The sequence below is a fragment of the Pseudoalteromonas sp. 3D05 genome, assembly GCF_002723455.1.
Taxonomy (GTDB): Bacteria; Pseudomonadota; Gammaproteobacteria; order Enterobacterales; family Alteromonadaceae; genus Pseudoalteromonas.
Genome location: NZ_PDUS01000006.1, coordinates 105,503 through 127,307, shown reverse-complemented (window position 1 = coordinate 127,307; position 21,805 = coordinate 105,503). Strand labels below are relative to the sequence as shown.

At 41.0% G+C, this 21,805-nt stretch carries 19 protein-coding genes; 11 read left to right on the top strand and 8 right to left on the bottom strand.

Going from position 1 to position 21,805, the window contains the following annotated elements; genetic code table 11:
- The first annotated feature begins 34 nt into the window (after positions 1-34).
- On the top strand, positions 35-1,279 hold the full coding sequence (gene hutI / locus CSC79_RS08420) for an imidazolonepropionase (RefSeq protein ID WP_099295383.1): 1,245 nt from the start codon (positions 35-37) through the stop codon (positions 1,277-1,279).
- A 130-nt stretch (positions 1,280-1,409) separates the two neighbouring features.
- A complete protein-coding gene (locus CSC79_RS08415; RefSeq protein WP_180270409.1) occupies positions 1,410-3,068 on the top strand; it encodes a GGDEF domain-containing phosphodiesterase in 1,659 nt (552 codons plus the stop codon).
- A gap of 21 nt (positions 3,069-3,089) precedes the next feature.
- Here CSC79_RS08415 and CSC79_RS08410 read toward each other — a convergent pair whose 3' ends face one another.
- Both CSC79_RS08410 and rraA read right to left on the bottom strand, forming a co-directional pair.
- Positions 3,090-4,136: a formimidoylglutamase gene (locus tag CSC79_RS08410; protein WP_099295381.1), complete on the bottom strand. Its 1,047-nt coding sequence runs from the start codon at positions 4,134-4,136 to the stop codon at positions 3,090-3,092.
- 3 nt (positions 4,137-4,139) lie between these two features.
- Positions 4,140-4,634: a ribonuclease E activity regulator RraA gene (rraA, locus tag CSC79_RS08405; RefSeq protein ID WP_099295380.1), complete on the bottom strand. Its 495-nt coding sequence runs from the start codon at positions 4,632-4,634 to the stop codon at positions 4,140-4,142.
- A 207-nt stretch (positions 4,635-4,841) separates the two neighbouring features.
- On the opposite strand from rraA, the gene CSC79_RS08400 reads away from it, so the two are divergent.
- From CSC79_RS08400 to CSC79_RS08380, 5 genes are all read left to right on the top strand, one after another.
- The gene (locus CSC79_RS08400) at positions 4,842-5,381 is read left to right on the top strand and encodes a phosphatase PAP2 family protein (RefSeq protein ID WP_099295379.1); all 540 of its coding nucleotides are present in this window, start codon (positions 4,842-4,844) and stop codon (positions 5,379-5,381) included.
- A complete protein-coding gene (locus tag CSC79_RS08395; protein ID WP_099295378.1) occupies positions 5,378-6,406 on the top strand; it encodes an MJ1255/VC2487 family glycosyltransferase in 1,029 nt (342 codons plus the stop codon). The genes CSC79_RS08400 and CSC79_RS08395 overlap by 4 nt, the downstream gene beginning before the upstream one ends.
- Before the next feature lie 117 nt (positions 6,407-6,523).
- The gene (locus tag CSC79_RS08390; RefSeq protein ID WP_099295377.1) at positions 6,524-8,404 is read left to right on the top strand and encodes a HAMP domain-containing methyl-accepting chemotaxis protein; all 1,881 of its coding nucleotides are present in this window, start codon (positions 6,524-6,526) and stop codon (positions 8,402-8,404) included.
- Between the two features lie 247 nt (positions 8,405-8,651).
- Entirely contained in the window at positions 8,652-9,038 is a 387-nt protein-coding gene (locus CSC79_RS08385) for a hypothetical protein (protein WP_237113990.1), read from the top strand.
- Positions 9,039-9,490: 452 nt separating this feature from the next.
- A complete protein-coding gene (locus CSC79_RS08380; RefSeq protein WP_099295376.1) occupies positions 9,491-9,826 on the top strand; it encodes a hypothetical protein in 336 nt (111 codons plus the stop codon).
- Positions 9,827-10,108: 282 nt separating this feature from the next.
- Here CSC79_RS08380 and CSC79_RS08375 read toward each other — a convergent pair whose 3' ends face one another.
- From CSC79_RS08375 to priA, 5 genes are all read right to left on the bottom strand, one after another.
- A complete protein-coding gene (locus tag CSC79_RS08375; RefSeq protein WP_099295375.1) occupies positions 10,109-10,483 on the bottom strand; it encodes a gamma-butyrobetaine hydroxylase-like domain-containing protein in 375 nt (124 codons plus the stop codon).
- 54 nt (positions 10,484-10,537) lie between these two features.
- Complete coding sequence (gene hslU, locus CSC79_RS08370; protein ID WP_099295374.1) at positions 10,538-11,866, bottom strand: HslU--HslV peptidase ATPase subunit; 1,329 nt, start codon at positions 11,864-11,866, stop codon at positions 10,538-10,540.
- Between the two features lie 11 nt (positions 11,867-11,877).
- On the bottom strand, positions 11,878-12,396 hold the full coding sequence (hslV, locus tag CSC79_RS08365; RefSeq protein ID WP_099295373.1) for an ATP-dependent protease subunit HslV: 519 nt from the start codon (positions 12,394-12,396) through the stop codon (positions 11,878-11,880).
- A gap of 80 nt (positions 12,397-12,476) precedes the next feature.
- Positions 12,477-13,007: an SPOR domain-containing protein gene (locus CSC79_RS08360; RefSeq protein ID WP_099295372.1), complete on the bottom strand. Its 531-nt coding sequence runs from the start codon at positions 13,005-13,007 to the stop codon at positions 12,477-12,479.
- Between the two features lie 20 nt (positions 13,008-13,027).
- On the bottom strand, positions 13,028-15,214 hold the full coding sequence (gene priA / locus CSC79_RS08355) for a primosomal protein N' (protein WP_099295371.1): 2,187 nt from the start codon (positions 15,212-15,214) through the stop codon (positions 13,028-13,030).
- Between the two features lie 232 nt (positions 15,215-15,446).
- Between priA and rpmE the strand changes: the two genes are divergently transcribed.
- Positions 15,447-15,659: a 50S ribosomal protein L31 gene (gene rpmE, locus CSC79_RS08350; RefSeq protein ID WP_087532649.1), complete on the top strand. Its 213-nt coding sequence runs from the start codon at positions 15,447-15,449 to the stop codon at positions 15,657-15,659.
- Positions 15,660-16,265: 606 nt separating this feature from the next.
- Entirely contained in the window at positions 16,266-17,507 is a 1,242-nt protein-coding gene (locus CSC79_RS08345) for a malic enzyme-like NAD(P)-binding protein (protein ID WP_099295370.1), read from the top strand.
- Positions 17,508-17,593: 86 nt separating this feature from the next.
- On the opposite strand, the gene metJ is transcribed toward CSC79_RS08345, so the two are convergent.
- On the bottom strand, positions 17,594-17,914 hold the full coding sequence (gene metJ, locus CSC79_RS08340; RefSeq protein WP_099295369.1) for a met regulon transcriptional regulator MetJ: 321 nt from the start codon (positions 17,912-17,914) through the stop codon (positions 17,594-17,596).
- A gap of 237 nt (positions 17,915-18,151) precedes the next feature.
- On the opposite strand from metJ, the gene metB reads away from it, so the two are divergent.
- Both metB and metL read left to right on the top strand, forming a co-directional pair.
- Positions 18,152-19,411 carry a cystathionine gamma-synthase gene (metB, locus tag CSC79_RS08335; RefSeq protein WP_099295368.1) on the top strand — a complete coding sequence of 420 codons (1,260 nt, stop codon included), beginning with the start codon at positions 18,152-18,154 and terminating at the stop codon, positions 19,409-19,411.
- A gap of 5 nt (positions 19,412-19,416) precedes the next feature.
- A complete protein-coding gene (metL, locus tag CSC79_RS08330) occupies positions 19,417-21,762 on the top strand; it encodes a bifunctional aspartate kinase/homoserine dehydrogenase II (RefSeq protein ID WP_099295367.1) in 2,346 nt (781 codons plus the stop codon).
- The last annotated feature ends 43 nt before the right edge of the window (positions 21,763-21,805 follow it).

Genomic DNA, 21,805 nt, shown 5'->3' with positions numbered 1-21,805 from the left:
TTAAACTATAAAAAACATTATTAAGGGTGCTCACATGAATTCAATTGCAGATACGTCATCTCATGAATGGGATTTATTAATCACAGACGCCAATGTTGCTACGATGGATAGCGACATTGATGATACTTATGGTGCAATTGAAAATGCCGCCTTAGCGATTAAAGATGGTCATATCGCTTGGCTTGGAAAGCAAACTGACTTACCTACGTTTGATGCTTTTGCAACACCGACGATATCGGCCAAAGGCCAATGGCTTACACCAGGATTAATAGATTGTCATACACACTTGGTATTTGCAGGCTCGCGGGCAGAAGAATTTGAGCAACGATTACAAGGTGTGAGCTACGAGCAAATCGCAGCCCAAGGTGGCGGAATTGCGAGTACCGTAAAAGCGACTCGTGAGGCTGACCACGAAGCGTTATTCGTGCTGGCAAAAGACAGATTAAATGCGCTTTACGCAGAGGGTGTGACAACCGTTGAAATTAAATCTGGTTACGGACTTGATTGCGAGAATGAAATAAAAATCCTTGAAGTTGCTCGGTTACTTGGCGAAAACCACCCAGTTGATATCAAAACAACATTTCTTGGCGCGCATGCATTACCGCTCGAATATAAAGGTAAAAGTGATGAATACATAGAGCTTGTTTGCAACGAGATGTTGGAACACGTTGTTGCAGCAAATTTAGCTGATGCAGTCGATGTATTTTGTGAAAATGTGGGCTTTAGCAATGATCAGACTCGTCGTGTATTTGAAGCCGCGAGCAAACACAACCTACCTGTAAAATGTCATGCGGAACAACTATCAAACCAACAAGGTGCTGAGCTGGTGGCAGAATTCAAAGGCTTATCAGCGGATCATATCGAATATTTAGACGAAGCGGGAGTAAAAGCAATGGCAGCAGCTGGCACTGTGGCTGTACTTTTACCTGGAGCGTTCTATTTTTTACGTGAAACAAAACAACCCCCCATTGCTTTATTGCAACAGCACAATGTGCCAATTGCATTATCAACAGACTTTAACCCGGGAACATCGCCATTGTGTTCTTTGCAATTAATGATGAATATGGGGTGTACATTGTTTCGCTTAACACCGGCGCAAACCTTGGCGGGAGTCACTCGCAATGCGGCTACAGCACTGGGTTTAAAAGACCGTGGAATACTTAAAGTGGGTATGCGAGCCGACATTGCTCATTGGCAAATATCTCACCCAGCACAATTAAGTTATCAATTGGGCGTAAATAAACTGTTAAATCTGTGGATATTAGGTAGACTTAATTAGACCTACCCTATGTTGTATTTACTTAATGTCTTTACTCGTACTATTAACAAATACTGGATTTGAATCGGTAGCAGGGAGTGCTTTATTTACAAATACACAAGTACCCGTTTTTTTAAGCGGGGCTGTTCTTATGTCGATGGTGTGTGCTTTATGCGTTGCTAAACAAGCCACTCTGCGACTAAGTTATATTATTAATGCTTTTATTGCGCTAGCATTATTAAGCTTCCATCCTCCCTACATTGAATTACTCTTAGCGTTAGCGACCGTTACCCATGTATGGCTCGTATCAAAGCAAAATAACTGGACTATGCTCAGTATTAGTTTTGCCGCCGCACTTTGTTTTTTGATCTTGTACGCTGCTAATGGGTTAGTTGCCTTGCCAATTCATTGGCTCGTTGTAGCAACATTAATTCTTGCCAGCTCAGGGTATTTTATTGATGAAGAGCCTGCGGATGACATTGAGCCAAATGCCGTAGTAAATGAACATGCGCTAACACTATCACCCCTCGCTAGCTTCCCTAATCGTACGCAATTACAAGCTTACTTTTATCATTGGCGAGAAGAGGCCCCTCACATGGGCGCACTTGTCATTATTCGATTAGAAGGATTTGCAGAGGTTAATCAGCATATTGGGCGGGATTTTGGTGATTTACTGTTGGCGCAATCGGCAAATAGAATTAAAGAGCTTTTAATGCTCGATGAAGTTGTCAGTCTAGGTAGCTCTGAAAAGCTAGCGCACCTAGGCGGTTTAAACTTTGCATTTATTTGCAGCTTAGATAACCAAAATCATCTGCATGAGCAATTAATCGACCGAATACTCGGCGCAACACTCAAGCCTTTTAATGTGGCTAACTGTACTATTGAAGTTAAGGCGCGGGCTAGTTTTGTAAAGTGCGACACGGATGAAGTCAGCTTTGATAGTTTAATATCGCATGCTTACTTAGCACTCGATAGCCAGCCAAATAAGCAAATAGTCGCGTATCAACAGCACATGATGGTAGAGCGATTAGAGCAACAAGCGCGACTTAAAGAACTGGCTAGTATTGATTTTTCAAGTGAATTGGAGCTTTATTTTCAACCTATTATACGTAGCGCAGATGAGAATATTGAATTTTTAGAATTACTATTACGTTGGCAGCATCCCAAGCAAGGTATTTTATCCGCCAATCGGTTTATTGATGATATTCGCATTGCGGGATTAGCTTACCCGTTAGCTGAGTTTGTTATTGAAAGAGCGGCTGAGCTCATAATGGCGCTACGCATGGAAGGGATAAAAATGCCATTGAGCATTAATGTATTTGGCTCTGAAATGCTAAATGAAGAGTTTATATCCTTTATTGATCAGGTTTTTAATGAACATAAACTATTGCCTGGAGACTTAATTATAGAATGCCCACTAGAGGTGTTTTTAAACTTAGATGCACAAGGTAAGGCAATGGTTGCACGGTTAAGTAGTCAAGGTGTAAAAATGTGCGTAGATGGCCTTGGCGATAGCCCTGTATGGCTAGCTAAACTGCCAAATTTGGCTGTAGAATATGTAAAAGTGGCGCCTTCGTTAACGGCTGACTTTAGTCAACAAGGGCACATACGAAGCTTAGTAAGCGGTATGGTTGAAATGCACAATCAACAAAATAGTAAAGTTATCTGTGAGGGCGTTGAAACACAAGAGCAATTAAACTTTGCCAATAGTCTTAACGTATTTGCGGCTCAGGGTTATTATTTCAGCCACCCATTAAGCAGTGTCGGTATGATCACGTGGTTGAAACAATGGCAAATAGAGCATTCATAAAAAGTGCTCAAGCAAAAGAGATTAACTCTCTTTTGCTTGTAAGTAGGCGTTAACCAGCGCCGTTATTATTTGAGCTGCGTCATTTAAACCTGCTTTTAAACCGCTAGGGTGCTGGTTTGGGGCTGCTTCACATAAATGCAAGTAACAGCTATTAGGCCTACTTGCCCCTAGATGTACAAAATGTTCAGCATCACTCACACTAAAACCGCAGTTAGTATAAGCACTAACTGGCATAAGTGAAATACTGTCCAAATCCACTTCAATGCCAAGCGGGTGATCGCAAAGCGTATCAAGTGCCTGTTGGCAGGCTTCTGTTAACGACTTTTCGCGTCTAACTTGTAAGGATTGATAACTATCATAATGAAAGTTTGCCTCGGCTAGTGCATCCAGAATCGCTTGGTTATTCTTTAGTTCATGCAAGCCGATAACATGGTAATTGTGCAGGTGTTTTTCATTATACGCATAGCGAAATCCATTACCTGAATGGCGCCCTTCACAGTCACGAAAGTCGGCGTGGGGGTCAAAATTCATTGCGTTAATAGGCTTATTTTTATGCTTACTTAAAGCGCGAATAATTCCTAAACAGTTATTATGGCCGCCACCAATAATAATAGGCTCAAGGCCTGCATTAAATATTAAGCTTAAAACATGCTCTACACGACTGTCTATTTGTTCGCAGTAGTCGCGCAATTGACCTAGTTGCTCAGGTATTTTGTTGTCTAAATGCGCAGCAGCTTTGCAAAGGTCTTCAACTGCTACTTCGCCAAGTAATAAGACTTTTTCGTTGGCTAGAAATTGGTTGTCAGGCTGATTTAGAAAACGTTTGATGAAGGCATGCCAGCCATCAGTTGCTCCCTCATTACCTAAATTTGCTCGTGGGCCTATATCTTCGCAAACACCCACGAGTACATATTTAATACCAAATTGGGCGGCATCTTGCAGTGCTTGTAAAGGATTAACTTGGGTGTCTAAAAGAGCAATAGATTGCCAGGCTTTTTTTTCATTCAAGCGACTGCTACACCAAGGTTTAACAGTCGCTTCGTCGTAGATTTGTAAATAGTCAGTCATTTATTATTCTACGACTTCCAGCTCAAGCTCTTCTGCAGATAATACAATACCAGTGCTATCGGCATAGACAAAATCATCATCAAAGAATGAAACGCCAGCAAAATTAACACCAATGCCGTCTTCTCCAGCTCCTTGGCTATCAGCTGCTACAGGAATTGACGCAATGGCTTGAATGCCTAAATCAATTTCTTCAAGTTCGTCAACATGGCGAACTGCGCCATAAACAACAATACCTTGCCAGTTGTTCTGAACAGCTAATTCCGCTAATTCAATATCAATTAGTGCGCGGCGTGTTGAGCCACCGCCATCAATAAGTAAAACGCAATCATCACCGTCTTCGCTCAGGATTTCCCTGATCAATTCATTATTTTCAAAACATTTAACGGTTTTGATTCGGCCGCAAAAACTGTGACGTCCACCAAAATTGATAAACATAGGTTCGAGCACATCAACCACATCGGCGAAGTGGTCACATAAATCAGAGGTGCTGTAATCCATTTTTCTATCCTTCTAAAAGACATAAGAGCGAGTTCTCAGTATACCTCTCTTAAATGCAATAACAACGACTTAATGGTAGTTAATTGGCCTATTTTTAAGCAGCAATTGTGCTAAATCAGGAAAAGCAATATTAGTGTCTTAAAAGCGTCACCCAATTGTTATTTTGAGCGCCTATGCTAAAAATATTGTATAAAAAAGGGTCACACCATGAGTCAGTACAACATATTTAAAAAAATGGCACAGTTGGATGAACACTTATTTCTAAAGCTATTTAATGGTAACTCACCAACATGGCTAAAAAACTCTGCTTTGGGGTTATCAAAAAGTGGCGATGGAGGCTTATATGTTGTGTTAGCCCTGGCATGTGGTTGGTTTGGGCAGGCGCAACAGCTACAAATGTTGTCGGTTACTTTGTTGCTGGGCTTTGTGATTGAAAGGCCTATTTACTTTGTAGCGAAAAAAAGTTTTGCGCGAATTCGCCCTTGTGATTGTTTAGTCAAAGGCGCTTATATAATTCCAAGTGATAAATTTAGTTTGCCCTCTGGTCATAGCGCAGGTGCATTTTTAGTTGCCATTATACTTACGCATTATTTTCCTGACTTAATTGGTTTATGGTTCGCTTGGGCAAGTGGTGTTGCTGCTTCTCGCGTTGTTTTGGGTGTCCATTTTCCTGCTGATGTTGTGCTTGGGGCCTTAATGGGAGCAAGTTGTGGTTTAACGGCTATTTTGTTGGTGGGTTACCTATGAGAATACTGTATGGCATTCAAGGGACTGGTAATGGGCATATCACCCGCGCGCGCGTGATGGCGAATGCATTTTCTGAAATGGGAATTGACGTTGATTATGTTTTTTCAGGTCGCGCAGAACAAGACTATTTTGACATGGAAGAGTTTTCAGATTACCGGCGCTTTCATGGTTTATCTTTTTCAACACAAAACGGCAAAATTAAAAGCTATGACACAGTAAAAAATGCCAAATTATGTAAGCTGGTGCATGACATAAAGCAGCTTGATGTATCTGGTTATGATTTTGTTTTTAATGACTTTGAACCTGTTTCAGCTTGGGCTGCCAAGCGACAAGGCGTGCCTGTTATTGGCATGAGCCACCAAGCAGCTTTTTTATCACCTAAGGTACCTATGACTGGTAATGCTTTGCTGCATCGGTCTTTAATTCGTTATTATGCACCTGCAAATATATATTTAGGCGTCCATTGGCAGCCGTTTGCAGATAATATTATACCTCCTTTTATTGCCAGTCATTGGCATAATAACCCAGTGAGTATAGATAATAAGGTGTTGGTCTATTTACCCTTTGAAGAGCTTGCAAGTGTTATAGACTACTTAAAAGACTTTCCTGATAAAGAGTTTTATTGCTACCACCCCAGCGCACAAAATAGTTCTCAAGGGCATATACATTTGCGTAAGCCATCACGCAGTGGCTTTTTAAATGATTTAGCTAACACCAGCGGTGTTATTGCAAATGCTGGGTTTGAGCTATCAAGTGAAGCCCTTAAATTGGGTAAAAAATTGTTGCTAAAACCGTTAGCTGGGCAATTTGAGCAAGATGCAAATGCACATACATTATTAGCAATGAATGCTGCGCATGTTATGCGTTACTTAAACCCCTGTGCGTTAGATGAGTGGATTGTGAGCAAAGCGCATAAGCGGATTAACTTTCCCAGTGACCCTAAGCCATTAGTTAATTGGTTGGTAGATAAACAATGGGAAAATACAGAAAAACTACATCAAAGCTTATGGAAATCAGTGTGCTAAATTGTAATCGGACACATTTTTTTGTAGTGAATAGTGATAAATTCGTGGGATAATCTACACTATAGGTTAAACACTTTACTAGAAAATCTAGTGACCCTAACTAAAAGGCTGCAGTAGATGACAATTCTCCAAAACTTGACGATAAAGCGTCGGCTACAAATTAATGCGCTCGTTGTTGGTTTAGCAATGATAGTTATGTTATTTATCATCATTTATGAAGCAAGAGTCATGCTGAAATTAAATGAAACTATTCAGTATGCGGAGGAGCTAGATATTCATGAATTATCAATGCGCAAATACGAAAAAGACTTCTTATTTTATAAAGATGAATCTAAATTAGCGTTGTTTGATAAAGAGTATCAGCAGCTTCAAGTTAAGCTAGACAAACTAAAGGTATTATCAAACGAGTTAGGGATAGCGACTGCGGATGTGAATCAATTTGGAGTGCTAGCTCAAAAATACTACGATGATTTTCAGGTCGTAGTTGAATTTCAAAGAGCAATTGGTTTGCACCCAAAAGATGCGCTGTATGGTGAGCTACGAAGTGCAGTACACCAGATAGAAACTCTGTTAAATGAGCAAGATAACTATCAATTACTTACCTTAATGTTACAACTTCGCCGCGCTGAAAAAGACTTTATGCTGCGTTTGGATATAAAGTATTTATCGCGCTTTGAAGGTATAGCGAATGACCTTGAGCAGCAAATTAAAAGCTCAAGTATTAATAGTAGTACTCGTAATGAATTAGTATCGTTGTTAAGTAGTTATGAAAGCAAATTTACAGCATTGGTGGATGCACAAAAGTCACTCGGTCTAGATCTTAATTCTGGCGCGCTCGGTAAAATGAGAGTAAGTGTAAAGAAAAGCGATGAAGTTGTATCTAGAATAACCAGTGCAACAAAGCAACAAGTTACTGATACCGCCGATAGAGTGCAAATGTTGGCAATTGCTATTTTTGGTATTGCAGGGCTAATTGTTATGCTATTGGTGTACTTTACTAGCCGTTCAATTATCCAGCCTATTGAGCGCGTGTATCACACAATAAATGATATCAGGCGTAACAACGACCTAAGCTTATTTATTGAAGAAACAGGTAAAGACGAAATAACTACAATGACCGTAGACTTTAATAGCTTAATTGGTGATTTTAAAAAGCTAATTTATGAAGTAAATACGGCGTTGACCACACTGAATATTGCCACTGGCAACTTATCAGAAACAACCGCTGCAACTAGTTCTGGTATGCAAGAGCAACTGCATGAAGCTGATATGGTAGCAACGGCTGCAACAGAGATGCAGGCAACGATTCAAGATATTTCACACAACACAGAAGCCGCAGCTAAAAAAGCTGAATCAACCAATCTGAATGCGCAGAAAGGTCGTTCAGAAGTAGAATCAACAGTTAATCATATTAACCAGTTATCTAATTCATTAGGTGATGCGTCTGCAGTTGTATCGCAGCTAGAAAAAGACGGTGAAACCATTGGGTCGGTTCTTGACGTAATACGTGGTATTGCCGAGCAGACAAACTTACTTGCCCTTAACGCAGCCATAGAGGCAGCTCGCGCAGGCGAACAAGGTCGAGGCTTTGCGGTGGTTGCAGACGAAGTGCGTTCACTTGCCCAACGTACGCAAGAATCCACGAAAGAAATTGAAAGTATTATTTCAACGCTACAAGGTCGTACGCAAGAAGTGGTAAGCATAATGCAACGCTGCCGTACACAAGGTGGTGAGAGCGCTGAACAAGCCACTAGAGCGGGTGAATTACTGGGCTCAATTACCGAAGATGTACAAACAATTATGGATATGAGTACGCATATCGCCGCCGCTATTGATGAGCAAAGCCAAGTGGCGTCAGAAGTGAATAAAAATGTAGTACGTATTCGTGATATTGCAGAGGATGCGTCGACTCATGCCACAACGAACGCACAAACCAGTGAAGAAGTATCAGAGCAAGCGAAAGTACTTCATCAAGCGATAGATAAGTTTAAGGTTTAGCCGTCAGCCGTTAGCCGTCAGCCGTCAGCCGTCAGCCGTCAGCCGTCAGTTTTAAAGTTATAAGCCATAAATTTTAAGCAGCCCTGAGTTGCTTGAAACTTATGGCTTTTTTGTTTGTACTCTTTTCTATTTTTAAGTTAAAGGTTACTCTCAGTTTTATTCCTCGACGATAAACCAGTTAATTGGAGCCTCATTGCTAAAGTGTAATCAGTGTGCGGTTAAAAAAGACTTCAAAGTACATTTTTGGATGTCAAAAATAGACATGATTGGGTTTATCTTTCTTAGCATTTGTTTAGCTATACCCATTGGAATTGTGGCTTTCTTAGCCGAGGAATCGCAAAGTTTTGCTCGTTTTATTGCTTTTGTAGTTCTCATTTTTGCTGTAATTAAAAAACACGAAAAAGTAGTTGTACTTTTAATCGTTGAGCTTGTCATTGATTGGGCTCTTGAACAGGCTGGAATGTATGAGTTTAGCTTAATGATTGCGACGGCATTTTTGCTTACCTTTATAAAACTTGGTAGCAAAATATATGGTTTCTTTTTTCAATGTGTAAATTATAAATTTGATTTAGACCTCTTTTGCCAGAAGTGTAATAAAACGTATAAAAAAGTTAGGCTGCCAGAAAGCAAGTAATAGCTAATCTAAAGTGATGATATAGTCGATGCTACTCAAGTGATGAGTCAAGGTATGGCGACTAATAAAGAAGATTTAGTTAGCAAACTACTTATTAAAAAATCAAACACTAATGAGTTTAACTGCTCAGGTAAGTAGCATATGCACTTGAGAAAAATAGCAATTGCTTAAATGTTAAACGTTTGGTTTAATAATGGGGACGTGGTAAGCGCTGAGTAATGCAGGGATAGCTTAGAAACGATAGGCACGCCAATGAAATTGGCTTGATAAACTTAGTTCATAAAAAGCCTTTCTATATAGTTAAGTCCATAGCATAAACAACACCCACACTGACACACCGAGCAGGTAACGCCTCAGTCCAACAAGCGACCTTGCAAAACAAGCTGCGTGTCGCATAAATACTAAAATATTATACACTTCTCTGCCAGAGGGCTTAGCAAAAAGGAACACTCATGGAACAAGTTTTTACGCGTATTAACCAGCCAACTATCACTCTTAATAGAGCCATGTTTTTGGTTTCTGCATCTTTACTGATGGTATTAATCAGTATTCATCTATTTTCAGTTTCGCTAGAATCACCCTTGGCAACCAAGTATTCAGGTTATGACCTCAGTAACCTAAACATAAAATTAGTGTCTATTTTTTCATGCATATCGCTGCCTTTAGCATTACTAGCTGTCAGTCAAGTCCTTATAAAATACCGTGGTGTTCATGGTGGGGTGTGGGCATTTTTCTGGGGCTCAGCGATAATGTTTCTTGCTCAAGCGCCTTTAGTTATATTGCCTTAATTGGTTCGGCAAACGCTAGAAGTGTATGGCAAGCGCATAAAGTGACGAGACTGCTAAAGTTTGGCTTGGTTTCGCTTCACTATACAATTTTATCCAAGCATTACCGGCTCCTTGTGCGGGCGTTACTAATGTTCAAAGACTGTATTAGCACAAACGGGGTTGTTAGGTTTGGTTGAATTTTCACTAATTTTAAAGGCTTACTAAGACTTATTTAGATGACTTTTTGAGCTGTGAACTTTTATCTTGAACCTTTTAACTGCTAACTTTACTCACGCCAATTTATCAAGGCACAAACTTTATTGGTACGCTATCTTTACTCGCTTGATGCTCTGTGACACGTTGTTGATATGTTTGCCATAACTCATCATGCTTAGCTTGTAGGTGCGAGAAGTAGCTCCAGCTAAATAAGCCGCTGTTGTGGTTGTCGTCGAAAATGAGCTTAATAGCATAGTGGCCAACAGGTTCTATTTTACTAATGCCAACCTGTGATTTACCCAGTACTAGCTTCATTGGCTCATTGCCATGGCCTTGTACTTCGGCAGAGGGGGAGTGAACACGCAGAAACTCACTGCTGAAAGTGCATGTTGAGTCGTCATCAAAATAAACATCAAGGGTTTTGCTAACGGTATGATGGTGTACCTTGATCACTTGTTTCATTGTTATACCTTTGTGATTAACCTAGAACCTAGGCCCTAGATCCTAGTTTGAAAATTAAAGAATAAAGCGGCTTAGGTCTTCATCTTCAACTAATGCGCCTAAATGTTTTTCAACATAAGCGGCGTCTATCACAAGATTTGAACCTGCTTGCTCAGAAGCATCAAATGAAATTTCTTCCATTAGTTTTTCCATCACAGTATGTAAGCGACGAGCACCGATATTTTCGGTCTTTTCATTTACCTGCCAAGCGGCTTTTGCAATACGTTCAATAGCATCATCGGCAAACTCTATATTCACTTTCTCAGTTTTAAGCAGTTCGCGTTGCTGCTCGGTAAGCGATGCATGAGGCTCGGTAAGAATGCGTTTGAAGTCATTAGCTGTAAGTGCTTCTAACTCAACACGAATTGGTAAGCGACCTTGCAGTTCTGGGATCATGTCAGATGGTTTTGACATTTGGAATGCACCAGAGGCAATAAATAGCATGTGATCGGTTTTAACCATGCCATGTTTAGTGTTGACGGTTGAACCTTCAATCAATGGTAGTAAGTCGCGTTGTACACCTTCACGGCTTACGTCTGGACCTGATGATTCACCACGCTTACAGATTTTGTCTATCTCATCGATAAACACAATACCGTTTTGCTCAACCGCAAAGATAGCTTGTTCTTTAAGCTCTTCAGGGTTCACTAATTTAGCAGCTTCTTCTTCGGCTAATAGTTTAAACGCTTCTTTGATTTTCAGCTTACGTTTCGCTTTTTTATCAGATGACATGTTTTGGAACATGCTTTGCAGCTGGTTGGTCATTTCTTCCATGCCCGGTGGCGACATGATCTCAACATTAGGTTGCGCTTGAGCAACATCAATATCAATTTCTTTGTCGTCTAGCTGACCTTCGCGAAGCTTTTTACGAAACGTTTGGCGTGTAGATGAGTTGTCATCACGCTGAGCTTCACCGTATGAGTCTTTCGCTGGTGGCAATAGGGCGTCTAAAATGCGCTCTTCTGCAGCTTCTTCAGCGCGGTGCTTAAACTTTTTAGTTTGCTGTTCACGCGTCATTTTAATCGACACATCGACTAAATCACGAATGATGGTTTCAACTTCTTTACCGACATAACCTACTTCGGTGAATTTAGTGGCTTCAACTTTGATAAATGGCGCGTTAGCAAGTTTTGCTAAACGGCGCGCAATTTCAGTTTTACCCACACCGGTAGGCCCAATCATTAAGATATTTTTAGGGGTAACTTCAGCACGTAAGTCGTCGTTTAATTGCATACGGCGCCAGCGATTACGAAGCGCAATAGAAACGGCTTTTTTGGCTTTAGCTTGACCAATGATATGTTGGTCAAGTTCATGAACGATTTCTCTTGGAGTCATAGCAGACATAGCGGTTCCTATTACAATTCTTCGATAGTTTGGAAGTTATTAGTGAATACGCAAATGTCGCCTGCAATAGTGAGGCTTTTTTCTACGATATCACGGGCGCTTAGGTCGGTGTTTTCAAGTAATGCAGTTGCGGCTGATTGCGCAAAGTTACCACCGCTGCCAATAGCGATTAGGTCATTTTCAGGCTGTACGACATCGCCGTTACCTGTAATGATTAAAGAAGCTGTTTCGTCTGCAACTGCAAGCAAGGCTTCGAGTTTACGAAGGGCACGATCGCTACGCCAGTCTTTTGCCATTTCAACGGCAGCCTTGGTGAGGTTACCTTGGTGCATTTCTAGTTTGCTTTCAAAACGTTCGAATAGGGTAAAGGCATCAGCAGTACCGCCGGCAAAACCAGCGATTACTTTGCCATTATAAAGGCGTCGAACTTTGCGGGCATTGCCCTTCATTACGGTGTTACCAAGTGAAACTTGGCCATCGCCACCAATGACGACTTTATCGTCGCGACGTACACTTACAATAGTGGTCATGTTATTCCTCATCATCGAGTCGCAGGGGCGACTCGTAAAAAACGATTGATGAGGAGTTAATATGGGTTAATGGATTAAAATCAAGTCCAAAGCCAAATTCCACAGCCCATTATTTTGCTGCGCTTAAGTTTGTTTTTGTCGCTTTCGGCTAAACGCTTTGTTTTATAAGGACCTAAGCGTACTTTATACCAAATGCCATTGGTGCCTGTGGTTTCACGTACTTCGGCAATAAGTCCTGCAAAGGCTATTTTTGCTTTGAGTGTTTCGGCTTGAGCACGGGTTCTAAATGATCCGCACTGCATAACGTAGGGGCCTTTTTGTTCAAGCTCTTTTACTTCAACTTGTACTTCATGCTCTTTTATTTCTTTAATAAATTCAGGCGGTCGCGGTTTGGCAGGTTCAACCTTTTCAATCTTTTTAGTGGGGTTTGCTTGTTGTTCAACAAGTTTAGGATCGGCATTGGTTTTTACATACCAAAGTCCAAAACAAAACCCGCCTACTAAAACCAGAGTCACAAGGACTAATAAAATCGGAAAAGGCTTTTTCGGTGGTGGTTGTTTTTTACTGTTGCGGTTACCCGGCTTTTTATTAATAAAATCGTGTTGTGCCATGTGTGTTTAAAGCTCTAACCTTAAATCATATCGATTGGGTCGACATCTAAACTCCAGCGCACTTTCTGTGCTAATTTACTGGTGCTTAAATAATCTATCATTTGCGCGAGATATTGATGTAATTGTTGACGATCAAGCGCTTGAATATGTAATTGAAAACGGTATTTTCCTGCTATCTTTTCAAGTGGTGCAGGAATTGGACCCAGCAATTGTATACCACTTACACCTTGCACTGGAACTAAATCAGTTAAAAAATCCACCACCTGTTTTACGTTATGCCCTTGCGCCCTTACAATCGCCATATTAGTGGTTGGGGGAAGTTCTGCATCTTCACGCTCTTGCAAAGCAAAGCGGGCAAAGTCTTGGTAACCGTTGTTGACCAAGTCTTGCAATAGTGGATGCTCAGGAAAGTGCGTTTGTAATAAAACATGGCCGGGCTCTCCGCTTCGTCCAGCGCGCCCCGCCACTTGTGTAACCAGTTGAGCTAAATGCTCAGTAGCACGAAAATCACAGGAATAAAGGCCGCTGTCTACATCCAAAATAAGCACTAAGCTAACATCGGGAAAGTGATGCCCTTTAGCCAGCATTTGAGTGCCTACTAAAATGCGGGCGCCACCTTGATTGATATCATCTAAGGCTTTTTCCAAGCTGCCTTTACGGCGCGTCGAATCTCGGTCAATACGGCTAATGGGGGTATCGGCAAATTCGCTCGTTAAAAATTCTTCTATTTGCTCAGTGCCTTTACCATTTGGAAATATTTGTGTGCTGCCGCAGTCAGGGCATTGATGTGGTACACGCTCTTGCTCACCGCAGTGATGGCAAATCATTTGCCCTATGGCTTTATGAAACGTCGCGCTGGTACTGCAACGCGAGCATTCACTAAGCCAGCCACATTCATGGCAAATTAGCGTAGGTGAAAAACCACGGCGGTTTAAAAACACCATTACTTGCTTACCACGATTTAAATGCTGGCGCATTGTAGCAAGGCTTGCATGGGCAATACCGGCTTGATCAGGCTGGCCTTTCATATCTAACAGCTGAAACTTATTATCTGTACTGGTTTGCGCGCGCTGCGTTAGGCTTAACAGTTGGTACTTACCATTAATCGCTTTGTGTAGGGTTTCTAGTGCGGGTGTAGCAGAGCCTAATACCAAAGGGATTTTATGTTGAAAAGCACGATATGCTGCTAGGTCTCTGGCATGATAGCGCAAGGTATCTTGTTGTTTGAATGAACTATCATGCTCTTCATCAACAATGATCATACCGAGTTTCAAAAAAGGTAAAAATATACTTGAACGAGTTCCTATAACAATAGCGCAGCTGGCTTTTTCGCAAAAGCGCCACGTTTGTAAGCGTTCGTTATCGGTTAGGGCTGAATGCCAAAGCATGATTGGGGTATCAACAAAGCGGCGACGAAAGCGGTTTACGGTTTGTGGTGTTAAGCCAATTTCAGGTACTAATACCAGTGCTTGCTCGCCCCGTTTTAATACTTCTTCTAGGCATTGTAAGTACACCTCGGTTTTACCACTGCCGGTGACACCTTCAAGTAAAAAGCTATTAAAACCTGTGCTTTGGTTTATTGAAGTGCAGGCAACGGCTTGCTCTTTGTTTAATACAGGTTTGGTACCGATTTTTGGTGCTTGTTGCTGCCATTGGTTATCGTGTTCAATACTTTGGTTAATCAGCTCTTTGCTGAGCAGACTATCAATGGTTTTTTTATTAAACCCCAAGGCTTTTAATTCGGTGAGTGAGGACTTCCCTGATTCGGCTAATTGTTTTAAAAGTCCTAGTTGGCTTTTTGCCTTTAAAGAGGGAAGTTTGGCACCTTTTTCAGTCAAGGCGACCATGTTGATACTACTCTTATCAGGACATTCGCCTTGGCGTAATGCGCCAGGTAGCGCGATGTGTATTGTTTCGCCTAATGGGTAGCAATAATAGCGAGCAGTAAAGCGCAATAAATCAAGATGTTGAGCAGACAAAATAGGCTCATCATCAATTACCTCTAAGAGTGCTTTAATTTTATCGGCTGGTACGTCTGTATTATTTTTAAGTGCTAGGACGACAGCGACTTTTTTTTGATTACCAAATGGCACAATAACCCGCGAACCGACCTTCGGTGTGCCCGATAAACCATTAAGTTGTTCCGGTAGGCTGTAATCAAAAGTTCGCTGTAGCGGGACTTTTATAGCAACTTCAACAAAACTCATAGCAACTCAACAACAATCAACAAGATTGCTAATGTACTAAAGTTACGATAAAAAACCTATCAGCAAATAAGCCGATTAAAGTTTTTGCTCATTTTATTAGCAAAAAACGTATTTAAAGCTTGTAGCGAGCGGGGTTGTTGCTTAGAATACGCGTCCAATTATTTTGATTTAAACGACGTATGGTGCCAGACTTCGGGTTTGGAGAGCGATGCGGCCTTAACTAGAGGTTTCTATGAAAGAAGGTATTCACCCTAAGTACGAAGTAATTTCAGCAACGTGTTCATGCGGAAATAAATTCGAAACAAGTTCTACTTTGTGTAAAGACATCCACTTAGACGTATGTTCTGCGTGTCACCCGTTTTACACTGGTAAGCAAAAGATTCTAGACACAGGTGGCCGTGTTGATCGCTTTAACAAGCGTTTCGGTTCACTTAGCAGCAAGTAATTTCTGCTTTTGTGTCGAGAAAAGCACCCTAGGGTGCTTTTTTTGTGCCTGTAAAACAGAGCATTGTATTACGTAAGCTTTATTAAGAATCGCAGCTTAAATTGGGCAAATATTCCATTCTGTACGGCTTTGTTGCCACCCTCAACTGCACCTCGTATTTATTTTAGTTCTTTAAGTATTTCTATTTTTTATAATGATTATAGTTTTAGACCAACAGACAAACTGTTTTTTATTCACTATATTGATTAAATAATACAACGTTTAATAATACCTTTTGTAACTAAAAGAAGCTAAATCATGGTGATTTGCTGTAATCGTCGGGAAATGTTCGTGATAAGCGTCTTCTCATAACCTAGTTAGTGAATGTTGGATATTTATTCAATTTAAGTTGGGTTTTTTGATGCTTTAATGATGTTTTAAAGATGAGTTTTTGGAATTATTTACTAAAAATGCTGACAAAACGCATAAAATCAACTGATATAGCTTATAACAGGATAGACCTGATATTGCTTGAATTTAATTATAATATCGGTATTGTTCTCAATTAAAGATATAGAACTGCTCTCTCACACTTAATTTAACTTACTTGCAGGATAAAATCGCGTTATGTCAGACTTTCGTGAACAAGCACTACATTACCATGCCCATCCCGTTCCAGGAAAAATCAGCATTGAACTTACTAAGCCGGCTGAAACCGCTAAAGATCTCGCTTTAGCATACAGCCCTGGTGTTGCTGAACCTGTTCGTGAAATTGCAGCGGATCCCGCTAATGCTTATAAGTATACAGGTAAAGGCAACATGGTTGCGGTTATCACAAATGGCACAGCCATTTTAGGACTTGGCAACCTGGGCCCTTTGGCTTCAAAACCGGTTATGGAAGGAAAAGCGTTGTTGTTTAAACGCTTTGCTGGCTTGGATTCAATTGATATTGAAGTTAAGCATCGCACGACTGAAGACTTTATTAACACCGTAGCGAATATTGCTGATACGTTTGGTGGCATCAATCTCGAAGATATTAAAGCACCTGAGTGTTTTGAGATTGAAAAAGCGTTGATTGAGCGTTGCAGCATCCCAGTATTTCATGACGACCAGCACGGTACTGCGATTGTAACTGCTGCAGGGATGATCAATGCTTTAGAAGTTCAAGGAAAGAACATCGAAGATGCGATTATTGTTTGTTTAGGTGCAGGCGCGGCTGCCGTTGCATGTATGGAGTTGCTAATTAAATGTGGTGCGCTTCGAGAGCACATTTATATGCTTGACCGCAAGGGCGTAATTCACACGCGTCGTGATGATCTTAATGAATATAAACAATTGTTTGCGAACAATACTGATAAGCGTACTTTGCAAGACGTTATTGCTGACGCTGACGTATTTGTGGGTGTGTCAGGGCCGAACTTGTTAGCGCCTGAAGACTTAAAGTTAATGGCTGACAAGCCCGTTATTTTTGCTTGCTCTAACCCAGATCCTGAAATTAATCCTGCATTAGCTCACGGTGCACGAAGCGATCTTATTATGGCGACAGGTCGTTCTGATTACCCTAACCAAGTTAATAATGTTTTATGTTTCCCATTTATTTTCCGCGGTGCGCTTGATGTTCGTGCAAGCCAAATCAATGATGAAATGAAAATTGCTGCGGTAGATGCTATTCGCAGCATTGCAAAAGAGCCAGTTCCTGCTGAGGTGTTAACTGCTGCCGGTGTTGATAAGTTAGAATTTGGCCCTGAGTATATTATTCCAAAACCAATGGATCCGCGTTTATTACCGCGTATTGCTAAAGCGGTAGCGCAAGCGGCGATTGATTCAGGTGTGGCGCAAATCGATATGCCTGAAAACTACATGGCTTAGGTTAAAACGATCTGACAATAAAAAACCTCAGTAACGCAAGTTGCTGAGGTTTTTTTGTATCCAATTCCTGAAGGCAGGAATGTAGCTTAATCTTCGTTAAGAACAGGTACTTCAAGCCCCATCTCAAGCATGATTTTCTTCACTTCTTCAGGTACTTTTTCAGGATTGTCTTTACGCAAGTCATCGTCATTAGGTAACGGCTGACCAGTGAACGCATGTAAAAATGCTTCACAAAGTAATTCACTGTTAGTTGCGTGTCTTAAATTATTAATTTGACGACGCGTGCGCTCATCGGTTAAAACTTTAAGCACATTGAGTGGAATAGATACGGTGATCTTTTTCACTTGTTCTGATTTTTTACCGTGTTCTGCATATGGGTGAATATATTCACCATTCCATTTAGCCATAAGAAGTATCGTTGCCTCAGGTTATTAATTGTTTGCATCGCCGAGTTGCTTTGCAAAGATGCGGGAAATTCTATCGTTTTAAAAAAGATAGTCAAACACTTGTTATTTAGCCATCTAGCTCGCTAAATTTCTTTACTTCTATAAATGTAAGGTCTGTACCATAAATTCTTTGACTTATGGGAGTTGATCATCTAACCTTTTAGACGTCTAAACATCCATTTAATTGTAGGTGACGTTATGAGTCAAAAAAATAAAGCAACTATCGCGGTACGAAAAGGCATCGACGCTGATAAACATCATGGTGCAGTTGTGCCTCCTCTACATCTATCAACGACCTATTCATTTGCTGATTTTGATACAAAACGTCAATACGATTATGGCCGCAGCGGCAACCCAAACCGCGATATTTTAGCGGAAACGCTGGCTGAGCTTGAAGGTGGTGCTAAGGGAATTATTACAGCTACGGGTATGTCGGCAGTACATTTAGCGACTCAGTTACTTAATAGTGATGATACGTTAGTTATTCCTCATGACTGTTATGGCGGCAGCTACCGTTTATTTACTTCGCTTGAGAAGCGTGGCTTATTAAAATTGGTGGTATTAGATTTAACCAAAGCTGAGAACCATCAGAAGATCCTTGAAATTAAACCTAAACTAATTTGGATTGAAACACCCAGCAATCCAATTTTACGCCTAACTGATATTAAAGCGATTACGGCGATTGCTAAACAGTGCGGTGCACTTGTTGGTGCCGATAACACCTTTTTATCACCGGCTTTGCAAAACCCGATTGAGTTTGGTGTCGATATTGTGGTGCATTCGACGACTAAATACATAAATGGTCATTCAGATGTTGTGGGCGGTGCTGTCATTGCAGCTAATCAAGAGTTAGGTGATGAATTGGCATGGTGGGCGAATAATATTGGTATCACCGGCGCGCCGTTTGATAGCTATTTAACCTTACGTGGTTTACGCACGTTAAATGTACGTTTGCGTCAGCACCAAGAAAATGCATTTGTTATAGCGCAGTATTTAGAAGACTCACCCTATGTAAGCCAAGTTTATTATCCTGGCCTTGAATCGCACCCGCAACATGAATTAGCAAAACAGCAACAACGCGGTTTTGGTGGTATGGTAAGTTTTGATATTAAGGGTGATGTAAATGACGCTGCAGCGTTTTTAACAAGCCTAGAAGAATTTAGCTTAGCAGAGTCATTAGGTGGCGTTGAAAGTTTAATTTGCCACCCAGCGACGATGACTCATGCAGGTATGGATGCTACAGCCCGTCTTGAAGCTGGAGTCGGCGATACCTTGATTCGTATTTCGGTGGGGATTGAAGATGTTAAAGATTTAGTGGCTGATTTAGAGCGTGTGTTTAATAAAGTAAAGCCGGGTCAGGGTGAGCAAGTTGTAGCTCAACAAGCTGCGCAAAAACAACAGCAAGATGAACAATCAAGCTCATTTAAATTAACGCCTGCACATACGGCATTGTGGTAAGAATAATGGTTAATATCGTACATAAATTTGGTGGCTCGAGCTTAAGTTCGCCCGAGCGTTATCAAGCAGTCGCTAATATTATTTTAGCTAATAGTGAAGTGGGTGATTGCGTTGTTGTTTCTGCTGCAGGCAAAACGACTAATACTTTGGTTAAACTGTGGCAAAGTTACCAGCAGGGCGATCTTCAAGCTGTTAGCGACATTTTATTATTGTTAGATAATCACCAGCGAACCTTGATTGAGCAGCTACTAACGGCGCAACTAAAACAGCAGGCACTTAGTTCATTACAGCAAGAGCTGGCAATATTGGCTGAACAAGCAAAGCAGCAAACTTTAGCGGAGTCAGCTTTACTTGCTCATGGTGAAGTGTGGTCGGCGAGATTACTTGCAAGTTACTTACACCAATTAGGCTTAGCCGCAAAGGATATTGATGCGCGTCAGCTATTTACTTTGAACGATGGACAGTTACTGCATCAAAAGAACCAACAAGCCTGTATCGATTTGATAAGCAAGCAGCATGTTAATGTGGTAACTGGCTTTATTGCCAGTGACTGCCAAGGTGAAACCATTACTTTAGGGCGTAATGGCAGTGATTACAGTGCTACACTATTAGGTAGTTATTGCCATGCGCAGCAAGTGTCTATTTGGACCGATACGCAAGGCGTATTTAGCACAGATCCCCGTAAGGTAAATAAAGCACTTAAGTATTCGAAAGTGTGCCGTGGCCAAGCAAATTTATTAGCACGTTTAGGCAACCCAGTTTTACATGCCAAAACATTATCACCGTTAAAAAATACAGATATAAAGCTGGTTGTACGTAGCAGTTTTGATACTGAAGCCAGTGCCACAGAAATAGTGAAAGAAGGCTATAGTAAAGCTAAGCGTTTTATTACCACACTAGAGAACATTGATTTGCTGCGAGTAGATCAACTTAATGCTGGTGAGGTTGGGCAGCTGAGTCAGTTGATTCAACATAGTCTGCATCACTTTGTTAAGCAAGGGGATACTTATTTATTAGTGCCAGGTGATGCGACTCACCAAGTTGTAAGTCAATTACAGGGTCGTGCTAATATTATTGAGTCAAACTTACATGGTTGCGCCATTGTCGCGCCAAGTAACGATATAGCTCATTTATCTCTACAGGCTTCCTCTTTGCTTAGTGAGCAAAGTTTAGCGCCACGCTTTAGTCACCAAGATACTGATTATGCTTTGTTATTGACCGATCAAGCAATTGATAGTGATGTATTAACCTTGTTACACGACAAGTTAATCAATAAAGGCCAAGAGCTTGCGGTGATCATTGCTGGCTTAGGTAATGTTGGCGAAGTGTTTATCGAGCAGCTATCGCAACAGTTAAATCGCTTAGAGCAACATTTCAGTGTGAAGTTAGTGGGTTTATTACGCTCTCAACAAATGCTATTTAGCCCAAGTGGCATTAGCTTGGAGCAGTGGCAAACACAATGGGATAACGAAGCAATTGATTATCAGCAAGGCGATTTATTAACCCATATCGGTGAACTTGATTACGAACATAAAGTGGTGATTGATATTACCGCCAGTGAGTCGTTTAGCCTACTTTATCCTGATTTCGTCAACTTAGATTGTCATTTGATCAGTGCTAATAAATACGCAGGGACTGCAAATAATGACTGGTATCAAGCTCTTCGCCATAATTTAGCCGAACGTAATTTATTATGGCGCTATAACACCTCTGTTGGTGCGGGCTTACCTGTTAACTTTGCTTTAGCCGATTTACAAAATAGCGGCGACAAAATCACGCGTATTGAAGGGGTGTTCTCTGGTACGTTATCGTGGTTGTGTAGTAGCTATGATGGCAGCGTGCCATTTTCAGATTTAGTTTTGCAAGCGCAACAAATGGGCTTTACAGAGCCTGATCCGCGTGAAGATTTATCTGGCCGTGATATGCAGCGCAAGTTACTTATTTTAGCGCGTGAGTTAGGTTTAACGTTAGAGCTTGACGATATTGACTTAACAGCACTGATGCCTGAACAATTAGCACAAGGTGATTGGCAGTCGTTTTTAGATAACAAACAACAGTTAGATAACTTTATTGCTGATAAAGCCAAGCAAGCGAGCGAGCAGGGTAAAGTGTTGCGCTACACGGGTGCTTTGTCACTTGCAGATAGTAAAGTGACAGCGCAAGTCGGATTGGCATTTGCTACTCAAGGTGATGCGTTAGCTAATTTAACACCGGGCGATAATATCTTTGTCATAAACAGTCAATGGTATAGTGATAATGCATTGGTAATTCAAGGCCCTGGTGCAGGTAAAGAAGTTACCGCAGCAGGTGTGCATTCTGATTTATATTGGCTAATACAAAATTTGAAATAAAATACATGCAATAAAAAAGCGCCAAGATTGGCGCTTTTTTATG